General features: G+C 70.4%; 12 protein-coding genes and 1 pseudogene. 8 read left to right on the top strand and 5 right to left on the bottom strand.

Annotation, left to right across the window (positions count from 1 at the left end):
• Positions 1-973, bottom strand: a 973-nt coding sequence (locus JHN63_RS35385) for a cytosine permease (RefSeq protein WP_200688587.1), incomplete at its 3' end; no start/stop codon positions are given.
• Between the two features lie 136 nt (positions 974-1,109).
• Between JHN63_RS35385 and ureA the strand changes: the two are divergent.
• From ureA to cimA, 5 genes and pseudogenes are all read left to right on the top strand, one after another.
• Positions 1,110-1,478 (top strand): annotated as a pseudogene (gene ureA, locus JHN63_RS35380) (urease subunit gamma); the annotation flags it as partial.
• A 135-nt stretch (positions 1,479-1,613) separates the two neighbouring features.
• Positions 1,614-3,326 (top strand): urease subunit alpha, encoded by a 1,713-nt coding sequence (locus JHN63_RS35375; RefSeq protein WP_200688585.1) that lies wholly within the window; start codon positions 1,614-1,616, stop codon positions 3,324-3,326.
• A 15-nt stretch (positions 3,327-3,341) separates the two neighbouring features.
• Complete coding sequence (locus tag JHN63_RS35370; protein ID WP_200688583.1) at positions 3,342-4,364, top strand: agmatine/peptidylarginine deiminase; 1,023 nt, start codon at positions 3,342-3,344, stop codon at positions 4,362-4,364.
• 29 nt (positions 4,365-4,393) lie between these two features.
• Positions 4,394-4,999 (top strand): TetR/AcrR family transcriptional regulator, encoded by a 606-nt coding sequence (locus JHN63_RS35365; protein ID WP_200688581.1) that lies wholly within the window; start codon positions 4,394-4,396, stop codon positions 4,997-4,999.
• Positions 5,000-5,310: 311 nt separating this feature from the next.
• Entirely contained in the window at positions 5,311-6,915 is a 1,605-nt protein-coding gene (gene cimA, locus JHN63_RS35360) for a citramalate synthase (RefSeq protein WP_200688580.1), read from the top strand.
• A gap of 7 nt (positions 6,916-6,922) precedes the next feature.
• On the opposite strand, the gene JHN63_RS35355 is transcribed toward cimA, so the two are convergent.
• The gene (locus tag JHN63_RS35355) at positions 6,923-7,417 is read right to left on the bottom strand and encodes a hypothetical protein (RefSeq protein WP_200688589.1); all 495 of its coding nucleotides are present in this window, start codon (positions 7,415-7,417) and stop codon (positions 6,923-6,925) included.
• Between the two features lie 7 nt (positions 7,418-7,424).
• Entirely contained in the window at positions 7,425-9,293 is a 1,869-nt protein-coding gene (locus JHN63_RS35350; RefSeq protein WP_200688579.1) for a ricin-type beta-trefoil lectin domain protein, read from the bottom strand.
• A gap of 134 nt (positions 9,294-9,427) precedes the next feature.
• Between JHN63_RS35350 and JHN63_RS35345 the strand changes: the two genes are divergently transcribed.
• Complete coding sequence (locus tag JHN63_RS35345; RefSeq protein ID WP_200688578.1) at positions 9,428-12,439, top strand: glycoside hydrolase family 3 N-terminal domain-containing protein; 3,012 nt, start codon at positions 9,428-9,430, stop codon at positions 12,437-12,439.
• A 53-nt stretch (positions 12,440-12,492) separates the two neighbouring features.
• Here JHN63_RS35345 and JHN63_RS35340 read toward each other — a convergent pair whose 3' ends face one another.
• Both JHN63_RS35340 and JHN63_RS35335 read right to left on the bottom strand, forming a co-directional pair.
• Complete coding sequence (locus JHN63_RS35340; RefSeq protein WP_234478189.1) at positions 12,493-13,548, bottom strand: HAMP domain-containing sensor histidine kinase; 1,056 nt, start codon at positions 13,546-13,548, stop codon at positions 12,493-12,495.
• Positions 13,549-13,558: 10 nt separating this feature from the next.
• On the bottom strand, positions 13,559-14,257 hold the full coding sequence (locus tag JHN63_RS35335) for a response regulator transcription factor (protein ID WP_200688576.1): 699 nt from the start codon (positions 14,255-14,257) through the stop codon (positions 13,559-13,561).
• Between the two features lie 88 nt (positions 14,258-14,345).
• Here JHN63_RS35335 and JHN63_RS35330 point away from each other — a divergent pair, with 88 nt between their 5' ends.
• Together JHN63_RS35330 and JHN63_RS35325 are read left to right on the top strand one after the other, a co-directional pair.
• Positions 14,346-15,323, top strand: a complete 978-nt coding sequence (locus tag JHN63_RS35330; protein ID WP_200688575.1) for an endonuclease/exonuclease/phosphatase family protein — start codon at positions 14,346-14,348, stop codon at positions 15,321-15,323.
• Positions 15,324-15,362: 39 nt separating this feature from the next.
• A partial coding sequence (locus tag JHN63_RS35325) for a hypothetical protein (RefSeq protein ID WP_200688574.1) occupies positions 15,363-16,402 on the top strand: 1,040 nt, incomplete at its 3' end.

Here is a 16,402-nt window from a genome sequence, read left to right as displayed (position 1 = left end):
CCCGGGCCCGGGACGTGCGCGGCAGGATCGCGTCCAGGTCGAGGCCCATGGAGTAGAGCATCAGCCCGGCGTTGCCGACCGAGCCCGCAGAGGCGGCGAGCAGCAGTGGGACCAGGTACCAGGTGGGCGACGCCGACACGAGGGGGCCCGCGTAGTCGAGGGCCGCCCGCGCCCCGAACGCCGTGAACGTGCCGAAGAGTTGGGGGACGAGGAGACCTGCGATCAGCCCGAGCCAGGTCGCGTGCAGGACCCGGCGCGAGGTGTGACGGGCCGGGGAGATGTAGCGCGTGTAGTCGCCGAGGAGGGTGATGAACGCGATCGGCCCGGACAGTCCCGCCGCCACCGTCGCCAGACACCACGTCGGCCAGAACCCGCCCAGCAGATAACCGCCCGCCTCCGGCAGTGCGCCGGTCGTGAAGTGCGGGGCGTACGCGAACACACCGAGGATCAGCAGCGCGGTCATGCCGACCGACAGCACCCGGGACATCGCGAGCAGCACCCGGTAGCCGTAGACCGCGCCCGCCACGGTCGCGGCCGCGAGCAGCGCGTACACGACGGCGTACGACGCCCCGTCCGCCGGCAGCCCGAACAGCCGCCCCAGCACGCCCACCATCACATCGCCGCCGATCCACACGGTCAGCGCGGTGTAGCCGAGGGCGAGGAGCAGGCCCACGACCGAGCCGACCAGCCGCCCCCGCACCCCGAACTGGGCGCCGGACGACGTCGACAGGTTGGTCGCGGTGCGCAGCGAGACCAGGGCGAGCGGGGCCGTGAACACCGTCCCGACCACCGTGCCCGCGACGATCGAGCTCACCGACGCCCACCAGCCGAGCCCGAACGACGGCGGCAGCCAGCCGAAGATGATCACGCCGAGGCAGAGGTTGGAGCCGAGCAGGATCGACACGAGGTCACGCGGACCGCTGGTCCGTTCCTCGTCGGGGACGGTGTCGACTCCGCGCTGTTCGATCGGCATGGTGGGTCACCTCATTCTTAGAGTGGCGTTCAATGTGAACCGGGGATGGTCGGCGCGTCAAGGGTGAGGTGGCGCGTCAGACGTTCCATAAATGGGTTCCGCCGTTTAGAGTGATGCTCTAAAGGAGGGATACGGGATGAGGCTCACCCCCACGGAACGCGACCGCCTGCTGCTGTTCTCGGCCGCCGAACTGGCCCGCGCCCGCAAGGCGCGCGGTCTCCGGCTCAACGTGCCGGAGGCCACCGCGCTCATCGCCGACACGGTGTGCGAGGCGGCCCGGGACGGGCGCCGACTGGCCGAGGCGATCGAGCGCGCCCGCTCCGTGCTCGGCCCCGACGACGTGCTGCCCGGGGTCGCCGACGTCGTCACCGAGGTGCATGTCGAGGCGGTCTTCGACGACGGTTCCCGGCTCGCGATCGTCTCCGACCCCATCGGCGGGGGCACTCTCGCGGACCAGGCCCCGGGCGCGCTGCTCCCGGGACCTCCGCACGCCGAGCCCGACGCCGAGCCCGAGGCCGTCTCCCGCGGACGGCAGCCGTCACGGTTCCCGCGACGAGAGCCGCGACGGTTCCCGCGACGACAGCCGTGACGCCTCCCGCGACGAGAGCCGATACGACTCCCATGACCAGGAGGTCGACGGATGAGCCGCCCCGGGGGACACCCCGCCGAAGCCCGCCGTCTCACCCCGTACGAGTACGCCGCCACCCACGGCCCCCGCGCCGGCGACCGCGTCCGCCTCGGCGACTCGGGCCTGACCGTCCGCGTGGAGTCCGACTCGCAGCGCTACGGCGACGAGTTCCTCGCCGGGTTCGGCAAGACGGCCCGCGACGGACTGCACCTCAAGGCCGCCGCCGTGCGCGAGACCTGCGATGTGGTCGTCAGCAATGTCGTCGTGATCGACGCCGTGCAGGGCATCCGCAAGGTGTCCATCGGGATCAGGGAAGGGCGGATCTGCTCCATCGGGCGGGCCGGCAACCCCGACACCCTGGACGGGGTCGACGTCGTCGTCGGCACCGGTACCTCGATCGTCTCCGGCGAGGGGCTCATCGCCACCGCCGGGGCCGTCGACACCCACGTCCATCTGCTGTCGCCGCGCATCATAGAGGCCTCGCTCGCCTCCGGGGTGACCACGATCATCGGCCAGGAGTTCGGCCCGGTGTGGGGCGTCGGCGTCAACTCGCCCTGGGCGCTGCGCCACGCCTTCAACGCCTTCGACGCCTGGCCGGTCAACATCGGCTTCCTGGGCCGGGGTTCGTCGTCCTCGGACGCGCCGTTGATCGAGGCGTTGGCCGAAGGCGGGGCCAGCGGCTTCAAGGTGCACGAGGACATGGGCGCCCACACCCGCGCGCTGGACACCGCGTTGCGGGTCGCCGAGGAACACGACGTCCAAGTCGCCCTGCACAGCGACGGGTTGAACGAGTGCCTGTCCGTCGAGGACACCCTGCGGGTCCTGGAGGGCCGGACGATCCACGCCTTCCACATCGAGGGCTGCGGCGGCGGACACGTGCCGAATGTGCTGAAGATGGCGGGAGTTGAGAACGTCATCGGCTCCTCCACCAACCCCACCCTCCCCTTCGGCCGGGACGCCGTCGCCGAGCACTACGGCATGATCGTCTCCGTCCACGACCTGAAGACCGACCTGCCCGGCGACGCGGCGATGGCCCGCGACCGGATCCGCGCGGGCACGATGGGCGCCGAGGACGTGCTGCACGACCTGGGCGCGATCGGCATCACCTCGTCCGACGCGCAGGGCATGGGCCGGGCGGGCGAGACGGTCCGCCGTACGTTCGCGATGGCCGGGAAGATGAAGGCCGAACTAGGCGCCCCGGACGTCGGCCACGACAACGAACGCGTCCTGCGCTACATCGCCAAGCTGACCATCAACCCCGCGATCGCGCACGGGCTTTCGCACGAGGTGGGGTCGATCGAGGTCGGCAAGCTGGCCGACCTCGTGCTGTGGCGGCCGGAGTACTTCGGCGCGAAACCGCAGCTCGTCCTGAAGTCCGGATTCCCGGCCTACGGCGTGGTCGGCGACCCCAACGCGGCGACCGACACCTGTGAACCCCTCGTCCTGGGACCGCAGTTCGGTGCGCACGGCAGCACACCAGCCGACATCTCCGTGGCCTTCGTCGCACAGGCGGCTCTGGACCAGGGCGGTGACTCCATGCCAACTCGCCGCCGTCGCGTGGCAGTTCGAGGCACCCGGGGCATCGGTCCGGCCGACCTGCGCCTCAACTCCCGTACCGGAGCGGTCGACGTCGACCAGCGCACGGGCCTGGTCACCCTCGACGGCGAACCGCTGCGCTCCGAACCGGCCGACTCGGTCTCCCTCAACCGCCTTTATTTCCTCTAGGACTTGGGACTTCTGATGAGCTTCCGTATGCCCCCCGAATGGGCCCCGCACGAGCGCACCTGGATGGCCTGGCCCGGACCCAACCCGACCTTCACCAATGACGAGGAACTGGCGGAGGCCCGTACAGCCTGGGCGGCCGTCGCCCGTGCCGTGCGCCGCTTCGAACCGGTGACGATGGTTCACGGACCGGGTCAGGGCGAGTCGGCGCGCGAGCTGCTCGGCCCGGACGTCGACCTGGTCGAGCGCGAGCTGGACGACGCGTGGATGCGGGACATCGGCCCCACGTTCGTCACCGACGGCTCTCAACTGGCCGCCGTGGACTGGACGTTCAACGGCTGGGGCGGCCAGGACTGGGCCCGCTGGGAGCACGACTCCAAGATCGCCCGCCATGTCGCCGACCTCACCGGGGTCCCCGCGCTCAGCAGCACGCTCGTCAACGAGGGCGGCGCGATCCACGTCGACGGCGAGGGCACGGTCCTGCTCACCGAGACGGTCCAGCTCGGCGCCGGCCGCAACCCCGGGTGGACCCGCGAGCAGGTCGAGACGGAGATCCACGCCAGGCTGGGCACCACGAAGGCCATCTGGCTCCCGCATGGCCTGACCGGCGACTACGGCCGCTACGGCACCCAGGGCCATGTCGACATCGTCGCGGCCTTCGCCGGGCCCGGCACCGTCCTGGTCCACAGCCAGCGCGACCCGGCCCACCCGGACCACGCCCGCTCCCAGGAGTACCTCGCCCTCCTGCGCGCCGAGACCGACGCGAAGGGCCGGCCCCTGGACGTCGTGGAAGTGCCTGCCCCGACCGTCCTCAAGGACGAGGACGGCGACTGGGTCGACTACTCCTACATCAACCACTACCTCTGCAACGGCGGGGTCGTGCTCTGCGCCTTCGACGACTCGGGCGACGAGATCGCCGCCGGGATCCTCCGCCGCCTCTTCCCGGAGCGGACGGTGACGCCGGTGGACGCCCGTACGATCTTCGCGGGCGGCGGTGGCATCCACTGCATCACCCAGCAGCAGCCGAAGATCCAGCAGTAGTCGAAGATCCAGGTCCGGAGGAGTCAGGGATGGCCGGTGCGCGGAAGAACGCGCCGCCGCGCGAGGACGTGCTCGCCGCAGCCATGGGCATGATCGCTGAACGCGGTCTGGAGCAGCTCACCATGGCGGCGCTCGGCCGCGAGGTCGGCATGAGCAGCGGCCATCTCCTCTACTACTTCCACTCCAAGGACGAACTGCTCCTCCAGACCCTGGAGTGGAGCGAGGGCAGGCTCGGCGCCGAGCGCGGACGCCTGCTCACCCGTACCGCCTCCGCACGCGGACGCCTGGACGCCTACGTCGACCTGTACGTCCCCGACGGCCACCGCGACCCGCACTGGACCCTGTGGCTGGAGGTCTGGAACCGCTCGCAGAACGCCGATGACGAGGCCCGTGGCCGGCAGGCCGCGATCGAGGGCGTCTGGCACCGCGACCTGGTCGCGCTGATCGCGGAGGGGGTGTCCCGGGGTGAGTTCCGGGCCGTCGACCCGGACCGTTTCGCCGCCCGGCTGCGCGCGCTCCTCGACGGCTTCTCCATCCATGTGGCGATCGGGCTGCGCGGCACGGACCGGGCCCAAGTGCTGGCCCATGTGCGGGAGTTCATCGCCGACTCGCTGCTCGCGCGTCCGGCGAGTTGATCAACCGACCGTTCGCATCATGAGACGGACGGTGAGCGCGGAGGCGGGGTGTGCCAGACTGCCCCCGTGTTCTCGTTCGCCACGATTATTGGCAGCAGGCGCGCCGGTCCGCAGTGACCGCCTCGTACGACCAGGTACGGGCGGCCACCGTCGTCACTCGACCCGCGCGCAGACCTCTCGCACCCGCGAGGGGTTTTTCGCTTTTCTGGCCCACCTTCAGCCGGGAAAAGCAGTGCGAGGGATCATTGAGGGACGGTGGAGCCGGTCATTCCGGTACAGACCGAGATTCAGATCCTCAGGAGCCACACACCATGACGGAAACCAGCGCACTCGACGACGCGTTCCACGTCTTCGACACGACCCTGCGTGACGGCGCGCAGCGGGAGGGCATCAACCTCACCGTCGCGGACAAGCTGGCCATCGCACGGCACCTGGACGACTTCGGCGTGGGCTTCATCGAGGGCGGCTGGCCCGGGGCCAACCCGCGGGACACCGAGTTCTTCGCCCGCGCCCAGCAGGAGATCGACTTCAAGCACGCGCAGCTCGTCGCGTTCGGCGCCACCCGCCGGGCCGGGGCCAAGGCGAGCGAGGACCCGCAGGTCAAGGCGCTCCTGGACTCCGGCGCCGACGTCATCACCCTGGTCGCGAAGTCCCACGACCGGCATGTCGAGCTGGCCCTGCGCACCACCCTGGACGAGAACCTGGAGATGGTCCGCGACACCGTCTCCCACCTGGCCGCCCAGGGCCGCCGCGTCTTCGTCGACTGCGAGCACTTCTTCGACGGCTACCGCGCCAACCCCGAGTACGCCAAGGCCGTCGTCCGTACGGCCTCGGAGGCCGGCGCGTCCGTCGTGATCCTGTGCGACACCAACGGCGGGATGCTCCCGGCGCAGGTCCAGGCGGTCGTCGCCACGGTCCTCGCCGACACCGGCGCCCGGCTCGGCATCCACACCCAGGACGACACCGGGTGCGCGGTCGCCAACACCCTCGCCGCCGTCGACGCGGGCGCGACCCACGTCCAGTGCACGGCGAACGGCTACGGCGAGCGCGTCGGCAACGCCAACCTCTTCCCCGTCGTGGCGGCGCTGGAGCTGAAGTACGGCAAGAAGGTCCTCCCCGACGGCAAGCTGCGTGAGATGACCCGCATCTCCCACGCGATCGCCGAGGTGGTGAACCTCACCCCGTCCACGCACCAGCCGTACGTGGGGGTGTCGGCCTTCGCGCACAAGGCGGGTCTGCACGCCTCCGCGATCAAGGTCGACCCGGACCTGTACCAGCACATCGACCCCGAGCAGGTCGGCAACACCATGCGGATGCTGGTCTCCGACATGGCGGGCCGCGCGTCGATCGAGCTGAAGGGCAAGGAGCTGGGCGTCGACATCAGCGGCGACCGCGAACTGGTCGGCCGGGTGGTGGACCGCGTCAAGGAACGCGAGCTGAAGGGCTACACGTACGAGGCGGCCGACGCGTCCTTCGAACTCCTCCTCCGCGCCGAGGCGGAGGGCAAGGCCCGCTCCTACTTCGAGGTCGAGTCCTGGCGCGCTATCGTCGAGGACCGCCCCGACGGCAGCCACGCCAACGAGGCCACGGTCAAGCTCTTCGCCAAGGGCGAGCGCATCGTCGCCACCGCCGAGGGCAACGGCCCGGTCCACGCCCTCGACAGCGCGCTGCGGGTCGCCCTGGAGAAGATCTACCCCCAGCTCGCCAAGCTGGAGCTGGTCGACTACAAGGTCCGCATCCTGGAGGGCAAGCACGGCACGTCCTCCACGACCCGCGTCCTGATCGCCACGTCCGACGGTTCGGCGGAGTGGTCCACGGTCGGTGTCGCGGAGAACGTCATCGCCGCGTCGTGGCAGGCCCTGGCGGACGCGTACACCTACGGCCTCCTCCGGGCCGGCGTCGAGCCCGCGAAGTAGCCGACCCTCAGCACGAGCGCTCGGCGAGCTTCTCGAACTCGCCGAGGCTCATGGCCTTGCCGTCGGCCCAGACCTGGCCGGGTTTCAGGGCGCTGATCTGCTCGGCGGAGAACTCCACGATCCCGTTGTACGAGTCGCTGGTGATGTAGTGCCCGAAGCGCAACGAGTAGTGGTGCTTCGGCAGGAGCCGCTGCTCGCCCCGGTGCCGGGCCTGCCAGGCCGCCGGCGGCGAGAACAGCGGGAACTCGGCGTCCCCGCTCAGCTCTTCCTTCCGCACGTCCCACCCCGTGGTGACGGGTCCGCCCTCGGCGGCGACGGCCCACCCGTCGAGCGACGGCGACTGGTAACTGTCGTCCCCACACGGCCGGATGAGCGCGCGCGGCGCCCCGTCCGCCCCGAGCCGCACCCCGGCCAGCGGCAGATCGATGGCCCCGCACCCGCTCAACACCAACGCACCGACGACCGTGCCCAGCACGGCCGCCGTCCCCCGAGTACGTTTCATGACCCTCCTACTGAAGATGCCACTTCTGGTTCGCGGCCCCCGTGCAGGTCCAGATCTGTGCCCGTGTCCCGTTCGTCGACGAATTGCCCGTCACATCAAGGCACTTGTTGGCCGCCGTATTCACCACATCACCGGTCGTGGAGTTGTACGACCACTGTTGCGCGGCGGTTCCATTGCAGTCGTACAACTGCACCTTCGCCCCGTCCGCCGTCGAAGCCGACGTCACGTCAAGGCACTTGCCGAGCGCGCGCACCGTGCCGTCGGTGCCCACGGTCCACTGCTGGGCGGTCGAGCCGTTGCAGTCGTAGAGCTGGACGGCCGTGCCGTTGGTGGTCGAAGCACCGGCCACATCGAGGCACTTGCTCGCGAGGCCGACGAACGCGCCGGTCCGGCTGCCGCCGCCGGACTGTGTCCCCGTCCAGGTGAAGGTCGCGGACGTCTTGCCGGGGAGGGAGTAAGTCGCGTGCTGGCCACCCCAGTTGATGGTCACCGTCTTCGCCGTGGACGCGTCGTTGTAGGCGATCAGCGCCTTCGAACCGTCAGGGTTGCGCCACGCCACGTTCGGTACGTTCGTGGACGCGGTGGAAGCGATCCGCTGCGCGCCCGGCCGGACGAACTTCGTCAACTGGCCCATCGTGTAGTACTCGACGGTGTAGTCGACGGTCCCGCTCGCGCCGTCCCCGTTGTGCACGGTGATCAGCCCGGTGCAGGTGCCGCAACCGCCGTTGTGCGGGCCCATGTTCTGGTCCACGGCCAGCGACCACTTGGTCACCGACTTCGCCCAGTTGCGGGTGTAGTCGATGATGTTGTTCATGTCCTCGCGCTGCTGGTTGGCGATCCAGGTGCCGCCGGAGTGCTCGGTGCCGAAGGCGTCGAGGGTGGGGTACTGGTTGTGGACGGTGGTCTGCTTGGCGATGTCACCGCCGTAGCCGTGCCAGGCGATCCCGCCGAAGTTGGGGTTGGAGCGGACGGCCGCGTCGTCCACGGTCGAGGCCGCGTAGGTGTCGTAGACGTCCCAGTTCCAGTCGTGGGCAAGGACCTTCGTGGTCAGGCCCGACGCGTTGAGCTTCGGGAGCAGCTCGCTCTTCGTGAAGTAGGCGAGCCCGGACGCGTTCCAGCTCATCGACGGGTAGCCGGAGCAGCACGTCGGCTCGTTCTGGACGGTCACGTACGAGACCGGAACGCCCTGGTCCTTGTACGCCTGGAGGTACTTCACGAAGTAGTTGGCGTAGACCCCGTAGTCCTCGGACTTCAGCCAGCCGCCGTTGAGCGAGCCGCTGTCCTTCATCCACGCGGGAGCCGTCCATGGCGAGGCCATGACAGTCAGAGATGGGTTCAGCGAGAGCGCCTGCTTGGTCAGCGGGACGACGTCCGCGAGGTCGTGCGCGATCGAGAACGACGTGAGATTCGGGTCGGTCGCGCCGGAGGCCACGTCGTCGTAGGAGTAGCCGTATCGCGCCAGGTCCGACGCGCCCATCGGGTTGCGCAGGAACGACAGCCCGATGCCGTCCGTCGGCGAGAACAGCTTGGTCATGGTCGCGTTCCGGGTCGCCGTCGACAGCGCGCCGCTGCTGTTCATCAGCCAGGCCGCGGTGTCCGTGAAGGACGCGCCGCCGCCGGTGAAGGTCTGGTAGCGGGTGTTCTCGTCGACGGTGATGTTCTCGCCGCTGCCGCCCGTCCCGGACGAGAAGGCGAACGGCGTCTGGGCCTGGAGGCCGCGCGTGACATGGCGTCCGGCGGCGTCGTCGGTGGTGGTGAGCCAGGCCGTGACCTGCTCACCGGCGGCGTGTGCGGGGGGTACGGCCGCGGTGAAGCCGGCCACGGAGAGCAGTCCGGCGAGCAGCAGCCGGGCCGTGCGGGGGGTTCTCCTGGACATGGATGCGTTAGCCCTTCCTGACGAGACGTCTTGACGGGTCTGCGGGCCGTTAGTTAACTCACGGCGTGATCTAAGCCATGAGTGAACTGTGCGAACCCAGAGTGAACCAGAGCTCCAGAGCCGAGGGAAGGTCCATGCCAAGAACCGCCCTGCTCGTTTCCACCGCCCTGTGCGCCGCGCTGCTGACACCGGCCGCCGTGTCCCAGGCGGCGGCCGCCGCCGATCCAGCCCCCACCCCCGTCGACCGCTTCGAGGGCGAGGTGCCCTTCGCCGGCCAGCCCGCCGAGGGCATCTTCACCTGGGGCGGTGACACCGACGACCCGCCCCAACTCGCCCTGACCGCGAGACCGGACGCCCCCGAGGGCGACAAGGTACTCACCGGCACGTACGACATCAGCGGCTACGGCGGCTTCACCCACGACTTCGCCGCGACCGAACCCGGCCACGACTGGTCCGCCCATCAGGGCATCCGCTTCTGGTGGGACGGCCAGAACACGGGCAAGTCGACCAACTTCGAGATCAAGGACGGCGGCGTCAACGGCGAGGCCTCCGAGCTGTGGACGACGTCCTTCACGGACGACTTCACGGGCTGGAAGCAGATCGAGATCCCGTTCACGAACTTCGTCTACCGCACGGACTACCAGCCCGTCGGCGGCATCGACCACGTCCTCGGCCTCACCCAGATGTGGGGCTACGCGGTCACCCTCCCGGTCGGCATCCACGGCCAGTTCGCCATGGACGACGTCGAGTTGTACGGCAAGGCCGACCAGTCACTGCGTGCCTCCGTCACCACCGACGCGGCCGTCTACCCGGTCAAGGAGGGCGCCACGGCCACGGTCAAGGTCACCGTCGCCACCACCGGCGCCGTCCCGCTCGACGACCCGGTGACCGTCGCCTACGCCTCCGACGGCGGCACCGCCACCTCGGGCAAGGACTACACCGCGGTCTCCGGCACCCTCACCTTCCCGGCGGGCACCGCATCCGGCGCCACGCAGAGCGTCAAGGTCCGCACGCTCAGGGACAAGTCCGCCGAGAACGCCGAGACGATCCCGCTGAAGCTCACGGTCACCGGCGCCAAGGCCCCGACCGAGACACCTCAGGTCGTCGTCGACGCGCACGGACTGCCGTACCTGGACAGCAAGTTGCCCATCAAGAAGCGCGTCGCCGACCTCGTCAAGCGCATGTCGCTGGAGGAGAAGGCCGGGCAGATGACCCAGGCCGAGCGCGGCGGCGTGGGCACCGGCGCCGACGTCGCCACCTACGACCTCGGCTCACTGCTCTCCGGCGGCGGCTCGACCCCGACGCCCAACACGGCAGCCGCCTGGGCAAAGATGATCGACTCGTTCCAACTCCGGGCGCAGGCAACGCGGTTCCAGATCCCGCTGATCTACGGCGTCGACGCGGTCCACGGCCACAACAACCTGGCCGGCGCCACGATCATGCCGCACAACATCGGCATCGGCGCGACCCGCGACCCCCAACTCGCCCAGAAGACCGGCTCAGTGACGGCCAGTGAGGTCCGCGCGACCGGCGTCCCGTGGGACTTCGCCCCCTGCCTCTGCGTCACCCGTGACGAACGCTGGGGCCGTTCCTACGAGTCCTTCGGTGAGGACCCGGCGCTCGTGCAGTCCATGGAGACGATGATCCAGGGTCTCCAAGGCGCCGCGAGCGGCAGGCAGTTGAAGGACGACGACAAGGTCCTCGCCACCGCCAAGCACTTCGTCGGCGACGGCGGCACGGCCTACGGCTCCTCCACGACGGGCTCGTACACCATCGACCAGGGCGTCACCACCGTCACCCGGCAGCAGTTGGAGGCCATCCACCTGGCGCCGTACCAGACGGCCGTCGACCGGGGCATCGGCACGGTCATGCCGTCCTACTCCTCGCTCGACATCGTCGGCGACGGCCTCGGCCCGGTGAAGATGCACGCCCGCGCCGACATGATCAACGGCGTGCTCAAGAACCGGATGGGCTTCGACGGCTTCGTCATCAGCGACTGGAACGCCATCGACCAACTCCCCGGCGACTACGCGTCCCACGTCAGCACCTCGGTCAACGCGGGCGTCGACATGATGATGGTCCCGTACAGCTACAAGGACTTCAGCTCGACGCTCGTCGCCGAGGTGAAGGCCGGCCACGTCACCCAGAAGCGGATCGACGACGCCGTGTCCCGCATCCTCACCCAGAAGTTCAAGCTCGGCCTCTTCGAGAAGCCGTACGCCGATACGAGCAACGCCTCGAAGATCGGCTCGACTTCGCACCGGGCCGTGGCGCGGCAGGCGGCGGCCGAGTCGCAGGTGCTGCTGAAGAACGCGGGTGGCGTTCTGCCGTTGAAGAAGAACCAGAAGGTCTACGTCGCCGGTTCCAACGCCGACGACCTCGGCAACCAGACCGGTGGCTGGACCATCACCTGGCAGGGCTCGTCCGGTACGAACACCACCGGCACGACGATCCTCCAGGGGATGAAGAACGCCGGCGGGAACGTCACGTACTCCAAGGACGCGTCCGCCGCGACCAGCGGTTATGACGTGGGTGTGGTCGTCGTCGGCGAGACCCCGTACGCCGAGGGCATCGGGGACGTCGGCAACGGCAACGACCTGACCCTCACCCCGGCCGACCAGGCAGCCGTGGACAAGGTGTGCGCGGCGATGAAGTGCGCGGTGCTGATCGTCTCCGGGCGCCCGCAGCTGATCGGCGACCGGCTTCCGAAGATCGACGCCCTGGTGGCCTCCTGGCTGCCGGGCACCGAGGGCGACGGCGTGGCCGACGTCCTCTACGGCAAGCGGTCCTTCACCGGCCAACTCCCGGTCACCTGGCCGAAGTCGGAGGCCCAGTTGCCGATCAACGTCGGCGACACGTCGTACGATCCGCAGTTCCCGTACGGCTGGGGCCTGACGACCGTGACGAAGGCGCCGACGGGTGGCGCGGCCACCTTGAAGGCGCTGGAGGCCGCCGCGGGCAAGGCCCGGTCGGCGGAGAAGGGCAAGGCGCTCGTCACCGAGGCGCGGCTGATCGTCCAGCAGAAGGTGGGCCAGAACATCACGGCGGCGGTGGCGAAGCCGTTCGCCGACGCGGACCATCTGCTGCTGACCGGGAAGTACGCGGCGGCCGTGAAGAAGCTGGAGGAGGCGTACAAGGCGGCCTAGGACCGGCCGTCCGATGCCGCACCCCCCATGCCTCGACGGCGTGGGGGGTGCGGCTACTTCGTGGTGTGGGTGGGGAGTTCGACCGTGACGGTGAGTCCGCCGGACGCGCGCGGGGTCAGCGTGAGGGTGCCGTCGTGGGCACCGGTGATGGTCTTGACGATCGCCAGGCCGAGGCCGACCCCCGCGTGGCCGGTGTGGAGGCGTTCGGTGCCGCGCTGGAAGGGTTCGGTGAGGGTCGCGACCTGCTGGGGGGTGAGCGGGTCGCCGGTGTTCTCGACCGTGAGCAGCACGCTCTGGGCGCGGACGGCGGTGTGCACCCGGACGGTGCCGTGCTCGGGCAGGTTGTGGACGATCGCGTTCTGCACGAGGTTCGTGGTGAGTTGGAGCAGGAGTGCCTGTGAGCCGAGCGCGGGGGTGAGTTCGCCGCTCGTCTCGATGGTGACGCCGTGCCGCTCCGCGAGCGGGAGGAGCGTCTCGGCGGCCTCCTCGGCGAGGAGGGACAGGTCGACGGGTTCCCGGGTGAAGGTTCCCTGGTTGGCGCGGCTGAGCACGAGCAGGGCCTCGGTGGTGTCGATCGCCCTCGTGTTGACGGTGTGCAGGCGCTCGATGATCGTGCCGGTGTCGTGGTCCGGGTCGGCGCGGGCCAGTTCGAGGAGCGTCTTCGAGACGGCCAGCGGGGTGCGCAGCTCGTGCGAGGCGTTGGCCGCGAACCGCCGCTGTTCGGCGACATGGGCCTCCAGCCGGGCGAGCATCGTGTCGAAGGCGTCGGCGAGTTCCCGGAACTCGTCGCTGCGGCCCGGCAGTTGGACGCGGTGGGAGAGCGATCCGTCCGTGGCCCTGCGGGCGGCGTCCGTGATGCGGGTCAGCGGGGCGAGCATGCGACCGGCCAGGAGCCATCCGCCCAGGAGACCGAACACCAGCAGGAACGCCAGCGCGACGGCGGCGGTCGGGGCGAAGGCGCGGACCACGGCCAGGCGGTAGTTGGGCACCAGGATGAGTCCGACATGGGGTGCGCGATCCAGGAACAGCCACGCGGCGGCGAGCAGCAGGACACCGGCCAGCACGAGGAACCCGGCGTAGCTGAGGGTGAGTTTCAGCCGGACGCTCAGCCCCGGCGCCCTAGTCACCGTCTTCTCCCTGTACGCCGATCTGATCGATCTGTACGTCGATGCGGTAGCCGACGCCCGGGACGGTCGCGATGATCCACGGTTCGCCGAGCCGCTTGCGCAGCGCCGAGACGGTGATGCGAACGGCGTTGGTGAACGGGTCGGCGTTCTCGTCCCACGCCCGGGCGAGGAGTTCCTCGGCGCTGACGACCCCGCCCTCGGCGTCGACGAGGACGTCGAGCACGGCGAACTGCTTTCTGGTCAGGGCGACATAGCGGCCGTCCCGGTAGACCTCCCGGCGGAACGGATCGACGCGCAGGCCCGCCAACTCCCGTACGGGCGGCCTGCTGTGGGCGCGTCTGCGGTCCAACGCCCGCAGCCGGAGCGCGAGTTCCTGGAGTTCGAAGGGCTTGGTGAGATAGTCGTCGGCGCCGAGTTCGAACCCGGTGGTCTTGTCGTCGAGCCGGTCGGCCGCGGTCAGCATGAGGATCGGCAGCCCGCTCCCGGAGGCGACGATCCGCCGGGCGACCTCGTCGCCGGAGGGGCCGGGGATGTCCCGGTCGAGGACGGCGATGTCGTAGCTGTTGACGCTCAGCAGCTCCAGGGCGGTGTCCCCGTCGCCCGCGATGTCGGCGGCGATCGCCGCGAGGCGCAGGCCGTCGCGGATGGCCTCGGCCAGATAGGGCTCGTCCTCGACGATCAGCACACGCATACGGTCGATGCTAGGAGGCGGCGCCTATCGTCCGCGTATCGAAAACCCCATACGGGCCGACAACACCGGGCCGCCTTGACTGCCCGGTATGACATGGATCGCCCCTTGGAAACGCGGCCCGCTGCTCGCCGCCCTCGCCCTGCTGCTCGGTCTGGTCCTGCTGCTGCACGCCTGGATCCCGGACACCGGGGGCGTCGGCAGCCTGGTCGAGAACCTCCTGCCGTGGCTCGGGGTGTGCGTCCCGGTGCTGCTGGCCGGGGCGTGCTGGCGCCGCTCCGCCTCGGCCGCGCTCGCGCTGGTGCTGCCGGTCGCGGTGTGGCTGAGCCTCTTCGGCGGACTGCTCCAGGACAAGTCCCACCCGGGCGGCGACCTCACCGCCGTCAGCCACAACGTCAGCGCCGACAACCACGACCCGGCCGGTACCGCCCGCCAACTCGCCGCCGCCGACGCCGACTTGCTGGCCCTGGAGGAACTGACCCCGCAGGCCACGGGCACGTACGAGAAGGAGCTGGCGAAGGAGTACCCGTACCGCGCGGTGCGGGGCACGGTCGGGCTGTGGAGCAGGTTCCCGCTGTCGGACACCCGCGCGGTCGACGTCGTACGCGACGATGTCGGACCGCTGGCGAGGACCCGCCCGGTCGACCACGCACCGGACGAGGTGCGGGCGCTGCGCACGACGGTCGCCACCGACCACGGGCCGCTAGCGGTCTACGTGGCACACCTCGGGTCGGTGCGGGTGCTGCCCGGCAGCGGGTTCTGGACGGTCTCCCGCGACTTCGGCGCCGACGCGCTCGCCAAAGCCGTGGCCGCCGAGCCGAACCGGCGGGTGGTGTTGCTCGGCGACCTGAACGGCACCACGGACGACCGCGCCTTCCACGCCCTGACCGCCCGGCTGAGTTCGGCCCAGGACACGGCCGGGAACGGCTTCGGCTTCACCTGGCCCGCGTCCTTCCCGATCGCGCGCATCGACCAGATTCTGGTACGGGGGGTGCGGGCGCGGAGTGCGTGGGTGCTGCCGGAGACGGGCAGCGACCACCTGCCGGTCGCGGCCCGGATCGCTTGGTGAGCACCGGCCGAAGGGACCAACCTCGGGTAGCGTCGAATCATGAAGGCCGTCATCCGGACCCGAAGCCTCGCGGGGCTCCTGCTGGCCCTGCTGCTCACCGCGCTGACCATGGCGTCCCCGGCCGCCGCGGACACGGGCGTCTCGGCGATCGGCCAGGCCCTGCGCAAGGGCCCGGTCTACGTCGATCCGGGGGCGAGCGGGCAGTTGTCGACGGCGGACGCGGACGCGCTGACCAAGAAGATCGAGGACGCCGACAAACCGGTGTTCGTCGCGGTCCTCCCCGCCGACTACCCGACGGCGCAGCTCTTCACGAACCTCCGTACCGCGACCGGCATCACGGGCCTCTACGCGATCCGCCTCGGCGACCGTTTCGACGCCCGCGCCGACTCCCGGGTCCTGTCGAACGCGGCCGTGAAGAACCTGGTCGGCAGCGTGCAGGGCGAGGACGCGAAGACCCAGCTCGACGACTTCACCGACCGCGCGCTCGCCGCGATGGGCGGCTCGGCGCCCGCGTCCTGGGGTGGCTCCTCGGACGGCGGCGGGGGAGTCTCCGGTACGGCGCTGATCGTCGCGGGCGGTGTCCTGGTGGCCGGTGGCGCGGGGGCGTACACCCTCGTACGACGCTCCCGGCGCCGCCGCGAGGAGGAGCAGCGGGCCGCGCTCGACAAGCTGCGGGTCGTCGTCGACGAGGACATCACGGCGTTCGGCGAGGAACTGGACCGGCTCGAATTCCACCCGGCCGAACCGGGTGCCGACGACGCGATGCGCGCCGACTACGAACGCGCCCTGGACGCCTACGAGCAGGCGAAGGCGTCCATGGCGGCGGCCACGAAACCGGAGGACGTCCGGGCCGTCACCCAGGCCCTGGAGGACGGCCGCTTCTCGCTCGCGCAGCTCGCCGCCCGCCGCGAGGGCCGCCCGCTGCCCGAGCGTCGCGCCCCCTGCTTCTTCGACCCGCGCCACGGCCCCTCGGTCGCCGACGCCACCTGGACCCCGGCCGGCGGGGCACCCCGCGAGGTCCCGGTCTGCGCGGCCGACCAGGCCCGCCTCGCCGACGGCCGGGGTCCAGGTGGCGTCGG

Origin of the sequence: Streptomyces sp. MBT65, assembly GCF_016612545.1 — a bacterium.
Taxonomy (GTDB): domain Bacteria; phylum Actinomycetota; class Actinomycetes; order Streptomycetales; family Streptomycetaceae; genus Streptomyces.
The sequence above is the reverse complement of the archived record's forward strand: the minus strand, read 5'-3'. Positions and strand labels throughout refer to the sequence as shown.